Origin of the sequence: Glycomyces sp. NPDC021274, from assembly GCF_040641195.1 — a bacterium.
In the GTDB taxonomy this organism is placed as follows: domain Bacteria; phylum Actinomycetota; class Actinomycetes; order Mycobacteriales; family Micromonosporaceae; genus Glycomyces.
In genome coordinates, this window is record NZ_JBFADC010000082.1 from 1 (window position 1) to 1269 (window position 1269).

The 1269-nt window shown below is 72.2% G+C and carries 1 protein-coding gene; it reads left to right on the plus strand.

Annotated elements, in window-relative coordinates:
- Positions 1–230: 230 nt before the first annotated feature.
- Positions 231–1269, plus strand: a 1039-nt coding sequence (locus AB0I03_RS26735) for an acetyl-CoA acetyltransferase (protein ID WP_360417393.1), incomplete at its 3' end; no start/stop codon positions are given.

Below are 1269 nucleotides of genomic sequence, written 5' to 3' on the forward strand. Positions count from 1 at the left end.
GCAGCGCTTGTCCAGCAGTGCGCGCAGGGTGCGGCGGATCTCGTCCTGCTCCTCGGTGAACGCGGCATCCATCGGCGGGCTCCTCCCGGCCGTGCGACGACACCCGTCCGCCCGAACGGGGTCCGAATCTGACGGCCCGTCATAGTAGGGAGGGGAAGCGAACTTTCCTAGTGCGGAGCGCCGGAGACTCCCCCTGCCCACCCCAACGGATCTGATGTACCGTCAGATTCATGTCGCTGACGCCAGGGACCCCCGCCGGACAACGCAAGGTCGCCGTCGCCGGAGTCGCGCTCTCCGACTGCGGGCGGGTGGACGAGGCCACCCCGTACGCCCTGCACGCCCAGGCCGCCCGCCGGGCCCTCGTCGACTCCGGGCTCGACCGGTCGGTGATCGACGGGTTCGCCTCGGCCTGCCTCGGCACCCTCGCCCCCGTCGAGGTCGCGGAATACCTGGGACTGCGCCCCACCTGGGTGGACTCCACCGCGGTCGGCGGGGCCACCTGGGAGGTGATGGCCGCGCACGCCGCCGACGCGATCGCGGCCGGGCACGCGAACGCCGTCCTCCTGGTCTACGGCTCCACCGCCCGCGCCGACATCAAGGCCAAGCGCCGCACCGCCAACCTCTCCTTCGGCGCCCGCGGCCCGCTCCAGTTCGAAGTCCCCTACGGGCACAGCCTGATCGCCAAGTACGCCATGGCCGCGCGCCGCCATCAGCACCAGTACGGGACCACCCTGGAACAGCTGGCCCAGGTAGCCGTCCAGGCGCGCGCCAACGCGGCCGGCAATCCGGACGCCATGTACCGCGAGCCGATCACCGTGGACGAGGTGCTGTCCGGGCCGATGATCGCCGACCCGTTCACCAAGCTGCACTGCTGCATCCGCTCCGACGGCGGCTGCGCGGTGCTGCTCGTCGCCGAGGACCACGTGCCCGACCTCGCCAAACGCCCGGTCTGGGTGCTCGGTTCGGGGACCGCCGTCTCGCACACCACGATGTCGGAGTGGGACGACTTCACCGTCTCCCCCGCCGCCGTCTCCGGCCGGCTCGCCTTCCAGCGCGCCGGCGTCCGCCCCGCCGAGATCGACCTCGCCGAGATCTACGACGCCTTCACCTACATGACCCTGGTGACGCTGGAGGACCTGGGCTTCTGCGCCAAGGGGGAGGGCGGCGCCTTCGTCGAGCAGGGGCGGCTGCTGCGGGACGGCGAACTCCCGGTCAACACCGACGGCGGCGGGCTGGCCGCCTGCCACCCCGGCATGCGGGGACTGTTCC